At 45.2% G+C, this 14,748-nt stretch carries 16 protein-coding genes and 1 pseudogene; 8 read left to right on the top strand and 9 right to left on the bottom strand.

Features of this window, described 5'->3' with window-relative positions; genetic code table 11:
* Positions 1–33: 33 nt before the first annotated feature.
* On the top strand, positions 34–456 hold the full coding sequence (locus tag HF974_11510) for a glycine cleavage system protein H (GenBank protein ID MBC2698934.1): 423 nt from the start codon (positions 34–36) through the stop codon (positions 454–456).
* 78 nt (positions 457–534) lie between these two features.
* Positions 535–930 carry a glycine cleavage system protein H gene (locus HF974_11505; protein ID MBC2698933.1) on the top strand — a complete coding sequence of 132 codons (396 nt, stop codon included), beginning with the start codon at positions 535–537 and terminating at the stop codon, positions 928–930.
* Between the two features lie 112 nt (positions 931–1,042).
* Here HF974_11505 and HF974_11500 read toward each other — a convergent pair whose 3' ends face one another.
* Both HF974_11500 and HF974_11495 read right to left on the bottom strand, forming a co-directional pair.
* Positions 1,043–1,789, bottom strand: coding sequence for a lipoate--protein ligase family protein (locus tag HF974_11500; protein ID MBC2698932.1), 747 nt, complete (start codon positions 1,787–1,789; stop codon positions 1,043–1,045).
* 576 nt (positions 1,790–2,365) lie between these two features.
* Positions 2,366–3,718, bottom strand: coding sequence for an FAD-dependent oxidoreductase (locus tag HF974_11495; GenBank protein MBC2698931.1), 1,353 nt, complete (start codon positions 3,716–3,718; stop codon positions 2,366–2,368).
* 261 nt (positions 3,719–3,979) lie between these two features.
* Between HF974_11495 and HF974_11490 the strand changes: the two genes are divergently transcribed.
* Positions 3,980–4,585 carry a nucleoside deaminase gene (locus HF974_11490; GenBank protein MBC2698930.1) on the top strand — a complete coding sequence of 202 codons (606 nt, stop codon included), beginning with the start codon at positions 3,980–3,982 and terminating at the stop codon, positions 4,583–4,585.
* Positions 4,586–4,635: 50 nt separating this feature from the next.
* Here the strand turns inward: HF974_11490 and HF974_11485 are convergent, their stop codons facing one another.
* Positions 4,636–6,228 (bottom strand): FMN-binding glutamate synthase family protein, encoded by a 1,593-nt coding sequence (locus HF974_11485; GenBank protein MBC2698929.1) that lies wholly within the window; start codon positions 6,226–6,228, stop codon positions 4,636–4,638.
* Positions 6,229–6,864: 636 nt separating this feature from the next.
* Here HF974_11485 and nuoE point away from each other — a divergent pair.
* The 5 genes from nuoE to HF974_11460 all read left to right on the top strand — a co-directional run bounded on the left by nuoE (position 6,865) and on the right by HF974_11460 (position 11,574).
* Positions 6,865–7,320 carry an NADH-quinone oxidoreductase subunit NuoE gene (gene nuoE, locus HF974_11480; protein ID MBC2698928.1) on the top strand — a complete coding sequence of 152 codons (456 nt, stop codon included), beginning with the start codon at positions 6,865–6,867 and terminating at the stop codon, positions 7,318–7,320.
* Between the two features lie 17 nt (positions 7,321–7,337).
* Positions 7,338–9,188, top strand: coding sequence for an NADH-quinone oxidoreductase subunit NuoF (locus tag HF974_11475; GenBank protein MBC2698927.1), 1,851 nt, complete (start codon positions 7,338–7,340; stop codon positions 9,186–9,188).
* Between the two features lie 5 nt (positions 9,189–9,193).
* On the top strand, positions 9,194–9,565 hold the full coding sequence (locus HF974_11470; protein MBC2698926.1) for a 2Fe-2S iron-sulfur cluster binding domain-containing protein: 372 nt from the start codon (positions 9,194–9,196) through the stop codon (positions 9,563–9,565).
* Between the two features lie 54 nt (positions 9,566–9,619).
* On the top strand, positions 9,620–9,907 hold the full coding sequence (locus tag HF974_11465; protein MBC2698925.1) for a hypothetical protein: 288 nt from the start codon (positions 9,620–9,622) through the stop codon (positions 9,905–9,907).
* A gap of 86 nt (positions 9,908–9,993) precedes the next feature.
* The gene (locus HF974_11460) at positions 9,994–11,574 is read left to right on the top strand and encodes an FMN-binding glutamate synthase family protein (GenBank protein ID MBC2698924.1); all 1,581 of its coding nucleotides are present in this window, start codon (positions 9,994–9,996) and stop codon (positions 11,572–11,574) included.
* A gap of 116 nt (positions 11,575–11,690) precedes the next feature.
* Here HF974_11460 and HF974_11455 read toward each other — a convergent pair whose 3' ends face one another.
* From HF974_11455 to HF974_11430, 6 genes and pseudogenes are all read right to left on the bottom strand, one after another.
* The gene (locus tag HF974_11455; GenBank protein ID MBC2698923.1) at positions 11,691–12,338 is read right to left on the bottom strand and encodes a DUF4013 domain-containing protein; all 648 of its coding nucleotides are present in this window, start codon (positions 12,336–12,338) and stop codon (positions 11,691–11,693) included.
* 612 nt (positions 12,339–12,950) lie between these two features.
* On the bottom strand, positions 12,951–13,340 hold the full coding sequence (gene purE / locus HF974_11450; GenBank protein ID MBC2698922.1) for a 5-(carboxyamino)imidazole ribonucleotide mutase: 390 nt from the start codon (positions 13,338–13,340) through the stop codon (positions 12,951–12,953).
* 247 nt (positions 13,341–13,587) lie between these two features.
* A complete protein-coding gene (locus tag HF974_11445; GenBank protein ID MBC2698921.1) occupies positions 13,588–13,875 on the bottom strand; it encodes a hypothetical protein in 288 nt (95 codons plus the stop codon).
* 28 nt (positions 13,876–13,903) lie between these two features.
* A complete protein-coding gene (locus HF974_11440; protein ID MBC2698920.1) occupies positions 13,904–14,041 on the bottom strand; it encodes a DUF5371 domain-containing protein in 138 nt (45 codons plus the stop codon).
* 200 nt (positions 14,042–14,241) lie between these two features.
* A pseudogene (locus HF974_11435) lies at positions 14,242–14,415 on the bottom strand (ribonuclease P).
* 41 nt (positions 14,416–14,456) lie between these two features.
* On the bottom strand, positions 14,457–14,678 hold the full coding sequence (locus HF974_11430; protein MBC2698919.1) for a hypothetical protein: 222 nt from the start codon (positions 14,676–14,678) through the stop codon (positions 14,457–14,459).
* Positions 14,679–14,748 lie beyond the last annotated feature (70 nt).

The following is a 14,748-nucleotide window of genomic DNA, read 5'->3' as shown; positions in this document are numbered from 1 at the left end:
AGTAAGTAAAAGAGAAAAGCAAGAGGCTAATTCATGAAAGTTGAAGATTTTGAGTTCCCTGAAAATAGATTGTATTTAAAAACACATGTGTGGGTAAAGCCTCATGAGGACAGGTTTCAGCTCGGTATCACAGAACTTGGGCAGTCGCTTTCAAAAGAGATCGTACACATCGACCTGCCTGAAGTCGGCGAGGTGATTCCGAAGGATGACTTGATAATCGCATATGAGACAATCAAAGCTGTATCGCAGATATCACTTCCGTTTGAGTCTACTGTTGTGAGCGTCAATGAGGATCTCTGGGATGACCCGAACATTATTAACAGCGACCCATATAATATCGTCATGGTCGAGGTCAAGGGTGATCATGAGGGCACCGGCTTGATGACTGCCAGTGATGCGGCTGCGTATTACGGTGAATTGATAGCAAAAGAGCGGGAACGCTATGCAGGATATTAATTGCGTACATATGAAAACACACCAATGATCTATCTATAGATAAAGGAGGATAATTCAATGGAGATCGAAGGATACAAAATGCCTGATGACCTTCATTATACTAAAGACCATGTCTGGGCAAAGGTTGAGGATGACGGGAATGTGAGAGCAGGAATGGATGCATTCGGCGCCACCGCTGTCGGAACGATTGAGTTTATCGACCTTCCGGTGGAAGATGATGAATTCGAAGCCGGTGAAGCATTCGGGTCACTGGAATCCGCAAAATGGGTGGGCGGGCTTACCATGCCTGTTAGTGGCACGGTTATTGAGGTGAACGAAGATATCGAAGACGACCTTGAACAGATGGCAGAAGACCCGTATGAAGAAGGTTGGCTGATTGTGATCGAGCCATCTGATATGGAGACTGATCTGGAAAAACTCGTGCATGGGGATGATATTAAACCGTGGTTTGAAGAAGATCTTGCATCAAGATGATAAGGCAGATCTCCTTTGTTTTTTTATAGCAATTCACTTGATGCATGAACTTTATTGTGAAATAATAGCTAATCCAAAGAGCTACTGCTTTTTTATTTTTACTTCATTTACTTTACAGCCTGTAGTTCCATTTCTCTGATTCGTACTTAGGTAACAGTTCCTGCGCCATCTTTACCTCGCTCTCGCTTGGTTTTGAATCGATCAGTTCCACACCGAATATCTCCCCGAATTTGCGGCGTATTACTTTCTTGACCTCTCTCATATCCACTTTTTCAGGGAGTTCCTTATCCATCCATGTCATCCCTTCCTCAATAGAGGCAACCTGTTTATCGCTTATCTTCTCAAGCGGGATATTTGTGAGGCGAAGCATTTCCTTAATATCGAAATCCAGTAGTAGTGTACCATGCTGGAGTAGTTTTCCACTCCATCTGGTCTGCGCATTACCAGATATCTTCTTGCCGTCAACAACAATGTCGTTTATGGGTCTGAAAGCCGCATTCAAGCCGTACTCGCGCAGGGTCTCTATAAGCATGCCAAGTATCTGATGGTACGAGTCCGTAACATCGATCGGGAACCGTTTATCGTCTATTGTCCCGATAACACCATAGTTGATCTGCCGTCCCCGATCATCCGAATACGCGAAACCACCGCCGCTTGTGCGGCGTACGATCGTGTAATCCTTGCACCGCTCAAGGTTTAGTTCCACATCAGCCTTCTGGAAATACCCAAGGATGATGGATTTTGTGGGGTCCCAGAATATCAGGGTGTTTCCCTCATCGCATTTCAGGATGGCTTCGTTCATTGCCATCATATACCTTATGTTAACCTTTCCAAAATCAATGACCCGCCATTTTTCCATATGATCACCGGTTTCATTTTACGTAGATAATAGTATAACAAAGTTTCTTATTCTCGATTCCATCTTTTTATCAGAGGCTGAACAAGACTATTTCTAGCTCTCTTTTACATTGAGTGGGTATGATAGCCAAACTATTGGATTCTTCGCGCCATTTGCGGACTTTGCGGTGTTATATGATAAACTTAGTCGTCTTCATTGATGTTTAGATTAATTCACCGCAAAGGGCGCTAAGAAGGCAAAGATAATTTTATCCTCAACAGCTTAAATCGTGTAAATTTGCCCACACTATCTAGTGTCAAGTCAACATCAAAGTGTCAGATTATGAAGGGAATAGGGCACAATTCTAAAATCAAATTATTTCAATAATAATATTAGACTCAGATTTACACTGATACATTCACTTCCGCGGGAAGTGAATGCCTGCTACGCCTTAAGGGCGTGCAGGTTACTCAGATGCAACCTTAAATCTGCGTAAATCAGTGTAAATCTGCGTCTTAAAAATAACTGGGAAATGGAACAGTGTCAGATAATATATCTAGCGATATTGTATTGTTGACTTGACACTAGAAGAAATATCTATTTCTTCATCTTGCGTATAGCGAACTCACATGCCTTTGACAAAGGATCATAGGTCTCAGACACAGCAGGACAGTATGCAAATTCTGCGCCATAGAGGTCGTGCAGGTCCATATTACCTTTGATCGCAAGCGATATCAAATTCACCCGCGATGCTGCGCCTTCTTCACCGACTGCCTGACCGCCTATTATCCTTGCTGTTCTGGCATCTGCCAGGACCTTGACTGTGATTTCCTTTGCCCCTGGATACCACTCAGGTCTGGTTAAGCCGCTTGCCTTTCCGGCGACAACCTCATATCCCGCGGATTTGGCAAAGAACTGGTTAAAACCGGTTGCTGCAATTTCCATCGAACCAACGACTGAAACAAAGGTCGTAAGAGACCCGTCGTACGTCTCATATCCGCCAGCCGCATTCGCTCCTGCCGCGATCCCCTGGCGGTATGCAGTTGTTGCAAGCTGTGACATCCATGGTTTGTGGTTTATCGGGCTTACGGTCTCTACACAGTCACCTGCTGCGTATATCCCGGCAATGCTGGTCTCCATTTTTGCATTTGTCTTAATACCCCAGTTTCCAGGTTCGCATCCCACATCCTTTGCCAGGTCCCAGCTGGCACGTACACCGGATGCCATGATAACCATATCAGCAGGGATGCTTTTACCATTTACAGTTACAGATGTTACCCCATCATTACCTGAAACCTTCTCAACAGTGGCGCTCATCATGAGCTTGATGCCGGATTTCTTCAGTGATCTCTCTAGGACTTTTGCAATATCAGGGTCGATCGCTCGCGGGAATGCATGGGACAGCATCTCCACAACTGTCAAATCAATATTATGTGCTGCAATTGCGGCAGCAGTTTCAAGACCGATCGCACCCGCGCCGACTACAACGGCACAGGATATGTCCTTTGAGTAATCAACGATCTGTTTTGCATTTTCGGGGTTGCTTACCACAAAGACTCCCTTATTCAACAGTTCATGTGCACCCGGGATCGGAGGTATGAATGGAAAACATCCTGTTGCGATTATTACCGAATCGTAGGGAATGGTTTTTTCTTCGCTTGTTTCAATATCCACAGCAGTTACGAACTTGTTCCCGGAATCGATGGACACTGCCCTGTGCTTCAAAAGTTTGACCATGTTCATTTTTTCCAGCGGGAGGCTGTGTATGAGTTCATCGAACTCATCGATTACACCCTCCATCACAAAAGGCAGCCCGCATGGCGAAAACATGTCATACTCCTTCTGGTCGATTATCGTTATCTGCACATCGGGATTTACTTTCTTTGCAGTCTTTGCGGCGATAAAGCCGCTTACGCCAAGACCGATGATCACGATTTTTGTGGCTTTCATATTAGTGTAGTTCTCCTTTATTCCAACTGGCAAATTTGCTGTAAATTTTATCTGAAAGACATATTACAACTTTTTATAACAAAGTGTCTTCGGTTTATATTATGGGTCATTTGGCCGAGATGTAAATGTTTAGTTAATAAGTGGTGAATCGTAAGATTTTTATAACGTCAGGGTATGATTTATATCATAAAAACTATATTATTTGCACAACAGATTTGTCAAAGGTGTTGTTACACATGATTACATGGGATGGGTTTTACAATGACTGATGAACAGATCATCGAATCAGGGTTAAATGAACTTGCGCAAATCGATCCAACGACCGACCGAATTGAAAAATGGAAAAGTCAGCTAATGGATTATCAATTCAATCACGAATACACAGATGATATTTACATATGGCTTACGAATGTGCTGGCATTGAGGGCTGTGAACGATGGTAATTTTGGCGTTGGATGTGTTTTGATAGATGGGAGTGGAAATGTGGTTGTTCAAGGTCACAACGAAATTTTCAATCCATATTTTCGTAGTGATCGACATGCTGAAATGGTGGTTATGGATAAGTTTGAAGACACTCACCAAGATCTCACTGAACTGGAAGGCTACCAACTGTATTCGTCCCTAGAACCTTGTCCCATGTGTTTGGTACGGCTAATAACTTCAATGGTCAACAAAGTTTTATATGCAGCGCCTGATATGTCGGGTGGCATGGTTCACGAAATGAAAAGCGTACCTCCATTTTGGATCGAGTTAGGTGAGGGAAAGGTTTTTACTCAAGCTAAGTGTTCCCAAGAACTGATCAAAAGTGCTAATGATATTTTCCTTCTCAATGTCAACGAACTCTACGAAAAACTTAAAAATATGTAAAAATATATATAACAATATTTCCAAAAGAAAAAAATAAACCAGTAGAAATCCTACTGGTTCAGGATGGCTTCTGCTTCTTCCCTGTATGCATTCATCACGTACGGAATACCCGAGACCTTTGCAGCCTCTTCGGTCAGGCACATAACGTCTTTCCTGGAAATGGTGGACAGGTTAAAGTTCCTGCTGCCAGCCATCAACTGCTGTAGTCCGGTCCTGGTCTTCTGGCAGTAACTGTAGATACCCAGGGCTCCCAGCGGTATGTCCTTCACATCGCTGCCGAACCTGTCAACAAGTTCCTCATAATGGACAAATATCTCTTCGACCCTGCGCCCGTACTGGGACACCGTCTTGGGCAGGTCGTCCTCCTCGATCCATTTGGCGATGTTCTTACCCACCATGCCCGGTATCATCAGTCCGCGACCCATGCAGACTGCCTTCACATCAGGTGCGCCCATTGCAATGGCCTTGAATACGCCGTCCTCGCTTGAAAAACCGCCAGCCATTGCAAGATCAGGTACTCTCTTACCCTGTGCCTTTAACTTCTCTGCAAACTCGTAAACCTGGCTCTGGAGGTAGAATGTGGGTGTGCCCCATTCGTTCATCATAGGCCACGGGCTCATGCCGGTACCGCCCGGTGCACCGTCAAAGGTGAGCAGATCGATCTTTGCTTCTGAACTGTAAGCCATGGCCATGGCAGTCTCCACCATCGGGTATGCTCCAGTCTTCAGAGTGATGCGCTTGAATCCCAGGTCTCGCAGCCTGTCGATCTCTGCCATGAAATCTTCCTTTGTGACAAATCCCAGGCGGGAGTGCCTCTCGAACTCGCGTATGGCACCGATCTTATATGCTTCCCTGATATCGTGTGCTTCGGGGTCAGGAGTAACTACGTATCCCCTTTTCTTCAGTTCAACAGCCCTTTCGATTTCCTTTACCTTGATCTCGCCGCCGATACACTTTGCACCCTGGCCCCATTTCAGTTCAATGGTTTCCAGGTTGTGCTTACTGCCCACATACTCGGCCACACCCAGGCGGGTGTCCTCTACATTCATCTGGACAAGTATCTCGCCGAATCCCTCGTGGTACTTATTGTAAGTCTCGATCCTGCGGTCCATCTCAGGTGATTTGCTGATCTTGCCCTCAGCGTTTAGTTCCAGTTCAGGATCAATACCGCAGACGTTCTCGCCGCAGACCAGGGTGATGCCTGATATGGCTGCACCCACTGCGAAATGTTCCCAGTTCTTACGTGCGATCTCTGTGGAACCCAAGGCTCCTGTGAAGATGGGCACTTTCAGCTTGACCTTTTGGTCCCAGCCATATTCTGTCTCAGTATCCACGTTGGGGAATATTGCAGTATCCGGTCCCGGCTCTACGCCTTCGGGCAGGCCGAATGCTCCCACTGCATATCCCTGGATGTTCACATGTGAATAGTCGATCGGATAGTTCTTGTCTGCTCCTGAAGTGCTCTCGCCAAAGGGTCCGGGATACAATACTTCCCTGCCCCGAAATGTTGCCTTGAATATCTCACAGTTGCCTCTGCACCCGTCCACACAGCGGGTACATATTCCTGATACCGGTGCCACGTTCCTGGAACGGTTGGATGTCCCGGTAGCTTCATTTGCGTTTGGTGTTCTAAGATTCACGATTTTGCCTCCTGCTTATTATTTTTTACGGGCTTGGCTGATCATGATAAAATTCCCTGCCTAACCCACTCAACCCAGATCTAAGGTTATTGATCCAATTAGCCTTATATATTGGCAAATGTTGGCACATTTTTAATGAAACCTGTATTCTGTTGAAGGGCTGCAATTTTTTGGTATTATCAGGAATTTCCATGAATTTTTTGTTAGTCATTAATAGGTAGCCGACATCAGACTATAGTGTTATGATATATATTATTATCGTTCAAATTAGTAAACTACTAATATTAATTAAAAGAAGTAAATTGCCTATACCATTTTTACAGTTAAGTCTTGTGTAGATAAATTTTAATATTACTTTTAGACATAGGCTATCCTTTTCCTAACATCTGAAAAAAGGTTATATTTAAATAAGATATGGTCAGTAAATGGCTGACTATATCCGTATTGGCATAACTATACAAGGTGATATCTTATCCATATCGAGCCACACTATGTAGATCAGGTTATTTGCAATAGATACCAACCTATTTTTTTTCAATTATTTAGTATGGAACATTCTATTGCTTTTTGCAATATCCGATAACCAAATTATAGTAAGAAATTATAGTAAGGAAAATAAAATGAAACAGGAGGAATCAGATGACTGCTAACGAATCCAAACTGGATTCAATAATAGATGAGTATAATGCCGAACCAGGTTCGCTGATATCCATATTACAGGACATCCAGGCAAAGTACAATTACCTGCCTGAAGAGTCACTGGAATATGTGGCTCAGAGATTGGATATCTCCAGGGTCCAGGTCTTCGGCGTGGCTACTTTTTTCAAGGCGTTCAGCCTAAAACCCAAAGGCAAGCAGCAGATACACGTATGCATGGGTACTGCCTGCCATGTCAGGGGTTCGAAAAAAGTGCTGGAAGAACTGGAGCGAAAACTGGAGATCAAGGCAGGTGATACCACAGCCGACGGCGAGTATACACTTGAGACCGTTAACTGTGTAGGTGCCTGTGCCCTTGGTCCGGTGGTTGTGGAGAACGAAGAATACCATGGGGAGATGACACCCATCAAGGTCGAGAGTCTGTTAAACAGTAAATAGGTCTGAAGGTGAATTAATTGAAAGTAACATCGGTAAATGAACTGGAAGCCATTCGCAGTGAGATACTGGCCGGGAAGGACCTGGATAAGCCCTGCATTGCTGTTTGCGGCGGCCCGGGCTGTCTGGCAAATCAATGTCTGGAAGTGAGGGATGCATTTGTTAACGAGATAGCAGCAAAAGGCCTGACCGACAAGGTGGATGTCAGGACGACAGGATGCCATGGTTTTTGTGAATGCGGACCCATAGCATTGATCTATCCACAAGAGATTTTCTACCAGGGATTGTCCATAGATGATATTCCTGAAATAATCGAGGAGACGATTATCAACAACAAGACCGTTGACAGGTTGCTATATACTGATGACAAAGCAGGACAGCTTGTTGAGACTGAAGGCGAAGTTCCGTTCTATAAAAAACAGATGCGGCTGATTCTTGGCAATAACAGCAAGATAGACCCCCACAGCATAGAGGATTATATCGCCATCGGAGGTTATTCTGCCCTTGCAAAGGTGCTGGGTGGAATGCAGCCCATGGATGTGGTTGATGAAATTAAGAATTCTGGCATAAGGGGCCGTGGTGGAGGAGGTTTTCCAACCGGACGAAAATGGGAGTCCACCCGTAATGCACAGGGTGATATCAAATATGTCATCTGCAATGCAGATGAGGGCGATCCGGGAGCCTTTATGGACCGCAGTATCCTGGAAGGGAATCCACACAGTGTGCTGGAAGGAATGATCATCGGCGCTTATGCCATTGGCTCCAATGAAGGGTATGTCTATGTCAGGAACGAATATCCACTGGCGCTAAAGAACATCAACCTGGCAATTAAGCAGGCACGTGAAGCAGGTCTGCTGGGAGATAATATACTGGGTTCAGGATTCAATTTCGACCTGAAGGTCAACCGTGGCGGCGGCGCGTTCGTATGCGGTGAATCCACTGCACTTATGGCCTCACTGGAAGGAAAGCCTGGTGAGCCAAGAGCCAAGTACATCCACACATCAGATAAGGGACTCTGGGACCGCCCGTCCAGTCTCAACAATGTGGAAACCTGGGCCAACATTCCCCTGATCATTAACAACGGCGCAGACTGGTATTCTGCTATCGGTACCGAGTCCAGCAAGGGTACCAAGGTGTTCAGCCTTGTCGGCAAGATCAACAACACCGGCCTGGTGGAAGTGCCAATGGGCATGACACTGCGTGAGATCATCTTTGATATTGGCGGCGGCATCCCTGATGGCAAGGCGTTCAAGGCCGTCCAGACCGGCGGGCCCAGCGGTGGGTGCATACCCGAATCGCTCATCGACCTGCCCGTGGACTACGACCGGCTGACCGAAGTAGGGTCCATGATGGGGTCCGGCGGTATGATAGTGATGGACGAGGACACCTGCATGGTGGACGTGGCACGGTACTTCATCAACTTTTTGATGGAAGAGTCATGCGGTAAATGCGTACCCTGTCGCGAGGGACTGCTGCGCATGGGCGAGATACTTACAGACATAACAGAGGGCAGGGGCAGGATGGAAGACCTTGACCTGATACAGGACCTGTCCGAAGTGCTGAAGGACGCATCCCTGTGCGGTCTGGGCCAGACAGCACCGAATCCGGTGATGTCCACCCTGAAGTACTTCAGGGACGAGTACGAGGCACATATCAAGGACCACAAATGTCCGGCAGGTGTGTGCACTGAACTTATTACATACAATATCGATGCCGGTAATTGTACAGGCTGCGGCCTGTGTCTTAAGAAATGTCCGGCAGAGGCCATTACAGGAGAAACGAAGCAGCCCCATGTACTGGATACTGGGAAATGCATCAAATGCGGCATCTGCTATGACGTGTGTAAGTTTGATGCCGTTAGAAAGGAGTGATCCGGATGTCACAAAATTCACAAACACCACGAGGAGAAATGGTGAAGATCATGCTGAACGGTGCCGAAGTGCAGGCAGATCCTTACTGGAGCCTGCTTGAGGTTATACAGTTCTACGGGATAGATATCCCCACGCTATGCCACGACGAGGGGCTTACACCTTACGGTGTATGCAGGCTCTGTGTTGTTGAGATCGGTAGCGGGGATAAGACCAAACTTGTCGCTTCGTGCATGCATCCGGTATGGGAAGGACTTGAGGTGCGAACCCACAGCAACAGGGTGATAAAGACCAGGAAGACTATTCTGGAACTGCTTATTGCACGGTTTCCAATTTCAAAGAAATTGCAGGACATGGCTGCATTGCTGTTACTAAAATAGGTCAGGTTCGAACCCCTGAACGACGACTGCATATTATGCGGGTTGTGCGTGCGCATGTGCGAGGAACAAATGATGGCCAAGGCCATCGGGTTCGCTGGCAGGGGTCCTGACCGCTACATCACCACACCTTTTGACATGAATTCTGAGGATTGCCGTAAGTGTGGTGCCTGTATGTATATCTGCCCGGTCTGTGAACTGCGGTGCCAGGGACCACAGGCAGATACCGTGCTGTGCAGCGGGTGTATCAATACCGAGCCGGTGTGTGCCCCGGATTATGGTGATGCTATGTGCTTCATGGTACCGTGCCTGTCATGCGTGAAGGGACCTGAGGATGTGAAATAACTGGAATATATCTTGAATGAATTTATCTGGATAAATTGAATAATTTGATAATAAAAGTCATTGAACACAAAATTTGGAGGAAAAATATGTCATTAACAAGAATAAATGCAACAGCTGCAACGCTGACAAAGAACAGGACCGAAGATTCGGTAAGCCCTATCAGCGGCATGTGTACCACCTGTGTGGACGGGTGTATCGGCATGTGCGAGATCGGTAAGTCAGCTTACCGCGGACACGAGGTCATCTACCCGCAGCCGTATGGGATTACTACCTCGGCATCTGAGAAGGACTATCCACTGGATTTGAGCCATTTCAATATTATGGGGACGGCCGTGGGTGCCATTGGCATCGAGGCAGACAGCGATAAGGCCATTTTCCCGAATGTGGACCTTGAGGTAAGGATCGGTAAGGACAAGGAAATCAAACTGAGACTGCCCTTCATCATCCCGGGTCTCGGCAGCACTGCCGTGGCCAAGAACAACTGGGACGGGTTAGCCATCGGTTGTGCCATGGCTGGAGTGCCCCTTACCATCGGCGAGAACGTTTGCGGTATGGACCCTGATTCCGTAATTGAGAACGGACGTGTAGAACATTCACCCGAGCTGGCCAACAGGATCAAATTGTACAGGGATTGGCAGATGGACGGATACGGTGATATCATCTTGCAGGCCAATGTGGAAGATACTGTCTTAGGCGTGCAGGAATACGGACTTGTGAAACTGGGTATTGAGACTGTTGAGTTGAAATGGGGACAGGGTGCCAAGGACATCGGCGGCGAGGTCATGCTGAACACACTGGAAAAGGCACAGCTGCTGCGCAGGCGCGGGTATGTGGTGCTGCCTGATCCATTGGACCCGGACGTGATCGATGCGTTCAATGCGGGAAGTTTCCATGAGTTCGAAAGGCACAGCCGGATCGGCATGGTGACCGAAGAGGGGTTCATGGACCGTGTTGAAGAGCTGCGAAATCTTGGTGCCAAGCATGTCTTCCTGAAGACCGGTGCATACAGGCCCGCTGACCTGGCAAGGGCAGTGAAGTATGCCAGCAAGGCCGAGATCGACCTTTTGACTGTGGATGGTGCGGGCGGTGGTACAGGTATGAGCCCCTGGAGAATGATGAATGAATGGGGTATGCCGCAGGTGGAGATATACTCCCTGTTGCACCAGTACATTAAGAAACTGGACGACCGCGGTGAGTATGTGCCTGATGTGGCTGTTGCAGGCGGTATCACGCTTGAGGACCAGGTTTATAAGGGACTGGCGATCGGTGCTCCGTACAACAAGCTTATTGGTATGGCAAGAGGTCCGCTGGCGGCTGCCATGGTGGGTAAGACCATCGGCAGGAAGATCAATGAGGGGCATGTACCTGTGTATATCAGCAGGTTCGGCAGTAGTATCGAGGAGATCTTTATCGCCGCACCTGAACTGAAAAAGATTTATGGCGACAGGTTCGCTGATATCCCAACCGGTGCTATTGGTGTGTATACGTACTTCCAGCGGCTGGCCCAGGGTATGCGCCAGTTGATGACAGGGAACCGGAAGTTTGCTCTCCAGTATATCGAGCGGGATGATATTGCAGCTATTACGAGAGAGGCTGCCGAAGTTTCAGGAATTCCACATGTAATGGATGTGGATAAAGACGAAGTAGAGCAGATCCTGAACGCCTGAACTTTTCTGTGAAGTGTATTAGCCGGCCGGAGATGCCTGGTCGGCTCTTTTTATTTAATCAAAATTGCCCTGAATCCAGTTACATCTTACATCCACTTTAGTATATCCATGTTGTATTAATTTTGAGCTTTTGATTGGTCGTAAACCTTGCCATACATACTTGCTGCCACAACTAATATGTAGAATTTACCTAATAAAAATATCAGCCAGCCAAAAAATGGAACACTGGCTATCATGCCCAAAATGAAGAAAAGAATGAACACCACAACAATTACTATCAGGTAATCCCTGAGAACTGATTTGATCCTGGACAGTAATTCCCCGATATTGAAGGCTGCACCTATGGAGTCTTCTTTGATATACATTGACAGGGCCATGGGAAGTATAAAGCTGGAAATCAAAAGTAGTAAGATGCTTACTAAAAAACCTCCCATTGCAGCTCCAATAATTTCCAGGTCCATAGTGCTGGTGGAAATTGCACTAATTACAAGTCCTCCTAAAAATAAAGACGTTACAATGACCGGTACAAGAAAGTAAATCGTGCAAATTATGAATACGATCAAACCACTGATGAACAGATTACCCCAATCGTCCCATTTTGGTAATTCTGGAGTGTCTTCACTGGCTGCTTTTAGCACTTTCATGTAATATCCATATACAAAAAAATTGATGATGGGTACTGTTCCAAGGAAACCTCCTATGAGGACTTTTGGAATCCATTCATTATCCGTAGAAGGGAATTTAATTTCTTTAATTATATCCATTTGAATCCCCCTTAGTAATATCAATACATGTGATTATTGGATGATTAAAGTTATTAATGGTTAATCATTTTATATTGTATAAACTTTATTACCTCAGAAATAAAAATCAAAATTGTAACACTTGATTTTTTGTTTCACCGTATTATTTACTCAACTCCAAATGACTGGTAGGTCTCTACACTTGCCGTAATTTGCTGGATTGATAGTGTATTTCCACAGGGGATTTTGATGTAAGTTGTGCCTTGGTGTGGAAAATCAACGAAATTAGCGCTATTGCTGTTGATCTTAATAACTATACCCTGCAGCTCTGTTGCGGTTGGGTGTGCCGTTGAAACATTGGACTTATTAAAAAAATTGACTTGTTGAAGGTGTGTTCATGTGTAATCGGTTAAGAGTAATATTGTGATAGAAGACGGATTGTACAGATGACACGGATGCGCGCGGATACGAAAATAAATCCGTGAAAATCCGTCTAATCCGTGTTCTATTCAAACTAAATTGGTCAATCATAAAAAATCATTGGTTATTTGGAAAACAATCCATATCGAGCCAGTCAAACTCCTTAACCGATGACTAATGAAGGTGTGTTATACTGCAACGTTTGATATTATTCTATTTTCTCAAATTCAGTATCCTGATAGCCAGCAGTGCAGCATTGACCCCATTATCGATCCCTACACTGGCAACAGGCACACCTTTAGGCATCTGGATGGTCGAGAGCAGTGCATCAAGACCTCCAAGTTTGCTGCTTACAGGCACGCCGATAACTACTTTTGAAGTCCTGGAGGCAATCACCCCTGGAAGGGCTGCCGAAAGGCCGGCAATGGCAATGAAAATATCAGCATCTGAATTTTTCAGGTATTTATCCAATTCTTCCGGATTTCGGTGTGCTGAAATTACCTGTAGGTCGTACTCTATGTTGTCATTTTCCAATATTTCTATGGCACCTTTGGCAATGTGCCGGTCAGATTCTGAGCCCATGATCATGGCAACGTCTGTCATGCTCACCACATAGGATTAAATCTATATTAATTAACCGATGTAACCAGGTAAACAAGAAAATCTCCCCTTCAGTCGGATTAACTTGTGTACATGATCTTATAGATCATATAATGCAAAAAAGCTGGAGCAAGTTGTACTTAATGTAAAAAAAAGGGATCGACAAGCTGTCCCAAAACCAAAATTGACATCATTTGATTTGTATACATGCTTTTAGTTTTGGGGCAGCCTGTAGGAGGAAGGATAATCGTTATTCTTCAATTTCGACTTCCATTATGGAAGTATCTTCCATGTGCCTGGTGAACATTGATAGCCAGAGACCCTGTTTGCTGTATAATAATTCACCCTCATTTGGATATGCTGATTCGGTTATTTCCTGGGAATAGATATCCTCATCCGATTTAACAGAGTCAACAAAGCAGAGATTTACATCACCGTCTTTCCCTACATTCAGCGTGATCTTCACCATCTTTTCAAGTTCAGTATTTCCTCCAATCTCCATTGGAGCCGCTGCCATATATCTTAAACTGGATTTCATTTTATTCACCAACTTTGTATACTAATATTTATTCTACAAACTGACAATCGAGGTAATGATATACTGCTTTTGAAATGGCCTCCTTCGTGGAAGATTCGCCCGTTTTTATTTTCAATGTAATAATATCCTCTTCTGGCAAGACCGATTGAACATGCGTTATTTTCATTTTGACCACCTTTTTTTTATTTTCTGATTGTCATCTGGTAATGCTAAATACCTCATCATCATTAGCATTATTATAATGATGAGTACGTCATATTAGTATAAATAGGTTATTGAGAATTTGATGAAAAATAAATTGAGAAATGAGAATAATTTTTATGTAAGTTAGAACGGTCTTCGTGAACTTGCACCACATTCCAAACATTAGGCAATCACTCGACTGCCTCTTATTTTTACCCTGCACATTGCGCCAGGGATAAGATAAGTACTCCATCCTTTGCACACCTTGCATTTGAGATGGGCTGGCAGCCTGACTCGGTGGCGTACACCTATCCTGCGAGCTAAAAAAACATACCGTTTGCTTAAACAAGGGTCATTATCAAAGGATTCCCTACCAGGTTAAACACCCTTGCCATTGTCTACGCTGCCATATCCTGCATCCATAACTTCTTGTCTTTGCGACACATCTGACACCCAATTATGCATACACCAGATAAAAACTTAGATAATATGCCTGCCGAACCGGAATTGATATAATTCACAGCAACCCGGCCCTCCACCAGCATATACCTGTCAGATTCTAACCCCATGATTGTGGCAACGTCCATCATACTCACCACATAGGATTTAATCGGATCCATTCAAGATCGTTTGGGTAAATTTTCATTATTTAAGCTGCTGGATAAAAGACCCCAGACCATCCATGTAACC

Source organism: ANME-2 cluster archaeon (assembly GCA_014237145.1).
Lineage (GTDB): Archaea > Halobacteriota > Methanosarcinia > Methanosarcinales > Methanocomedenaceae > Methanocomedens_A.
Note: the sequence above shows the minus strand (reverse complement) of the source record. Positions and strands in the feature narration are given on the sequence as shown.

Bases quoted from the DNA above. Each gene is read 5' to 3' on its own strand.
- HF974_11510 (MBC2698934.1), top strand. From the start codon at position 34: ATGAAAGTTGAAGATTTTGAGTTCCCTGAAAATAGATTGTATTTAAAA.
- HF974_11505 (MBC2698933.1), top strand. From the start codon at position 535: ATGCCTGATGACCTTCATTATACTAAAGACCATGTCTGGGCAAAGGTT.
- HF974_11500 (MBC2698932.1), bottom strand. From the start codon at position 1,789: ATGGAAAAATGGCGGGTCATTGATTTTGGAAAGGTTAACATAAGGTAT.
- HF974_11495 (MBC2698931.1), bottom strand. From the start codon at position 3,718: ATGAAAGCCACAAAAATCGTGATCATCGGTCTTGGCGTAAGCGGCTTT.
- HF974_11490 (MBC2698930.1), top strand. From the start codon at position 3,980: ATGACTGATGAACAGATCATCGAATCAGGGTTAAATGAACTTGCGCAA.
- nuoE (MBC2698928.1), top strand. From the start codon at position 6,865: ATGACTGCTAACGAATCCAAACTGGATTCAATAATAGATGAGTATAAT.
- HF974_11470 (MBC2698926.1), top strand. From the start codon at position 9,194: ATGTCACAAAATTCACAAACACCACGAGGAGAAATGGTGAAGATCATG.
- HF974_11465 (MBC2698925.1), top strand. From the start codon at position 9,620: ATGTGCGAGGAACAAATGATGGCCAAGGCCATCGGGTTCGCTGGCAGG.
- HF974_11460 (MBC2698924.1), top strand. From the start codon at position 9,994: ATGTCATTAACAAGAATAAATGCAACAGCTGCAACGCTGACAAAGAAC.
- HF974_11455 (MBC2698923.1), bottom strand. From the start codon at position 12,338: ATGGATATAATTAAAGAAATTAAATTCCCTTCTACGGATAATGAATGG.
- purE (MBC2698922.1), bottom strand. From the start codon at position 13,340: ATGACAGACGTTGCCATGATCATGGGCTCAGAATCTGACCGGCACATT.
- HF974_11445 (MBC2698921.1), bottom strand. From the start codon at position 13,875: ATGAAATCCAGTTTAAGATATATGGCAGCGGCTCCAATGGAGATTGGA.
- HF974_11440 (MBC2698920.1), bottom strand. From the start codon at position 14,041: ATGAAAATAACGCATGTTCAATCGGTCTTGCCAGAAGAGGATATTATT.
- HF974_11430 (MBC2698919.1), bottom strand. From the start codon at position 14,678: ATGGATCCGATTAAATCCTATGTGGTGAGTATGATGGACGTTGCCACA.